Annotated in this window: 1 protein-coding gene and 1 pseudogene; both read right to left on the minus strand. The window is 64.3% G+C overall.

What is annotated here, in order from left to right:
• Positions 1-451: methionine biosynthesis protein MetW (locus AC1D00_RS44220; RefSeq protein ID WP_477015091.1), on the minus strand; the 451-nt coding region annotated here is incomplete at its 3' end.
• A gap of 14 nt (positions 452-465) precedes the next feature.
• A pseudogene (gene metX / locus AC1D00_RS44225) lies at positions 466-635 on the minus strand (homoserine O-acetyltransferase); the annotation flags it as partial.

The following is a 635-nucleotide window of genomic DNA, read 5'->3' on the forward strand; positions in this document are numbered from 1 at the left end:
TCTCGGTGCGCGGCATGTGACCGCCGATCAGGAGCTGGAGCCGCATCTTCCAGAAACCGAAGTTCGGGAACGACACGATGGCGCGGCGACCGATGCGCAGGAGATTCTCCAGCACCACACGCGGCTGCCGCGTCGCCTGAAGCGTCTGCGACAGGATCACGTAGTCGAAGGCATCATCGGGATAGTTCACGAGGTCGGTGTCGGCGTCGCCCTGCACCACCGCGAGGCCCTTGGCGACGCAGCGGTTGACGCCCTCGCGCGACAATTCGATGCCGCGGCCATCGATGCCGCGGGTCTCCAGAAGCTGGAGCAGATCGCCGTCGCCGCAGCCGACATCGAGCACCTTCGAGCCCGGCTTGACCATTTCGGCGACGAGCAGATGGTCGGCGCGAAAATGACCTGATCGTTCCGAGTCAAGGCCGCCCAACGGCAGCACTTCCTGCGCTGACATCCTAACTACCCTTGTTAGCTATTCTTGCCGTTGAGTCCGCGCGCCTTGCCTGCCGATTCCAGGAAGGCGCGGGCGATGTCGAAGAATTCGGGCACGTCGAGCAGGAAGGCGTCATGGCCGCGATCGGTCTCGATCTCGGCAAACGACACCCGCGCGCTCGACGCATTCAGCGCATGCACCAGCG

Source organism: Bradyrhizobium sp. P2_E8, assembly GCF_056403875.1.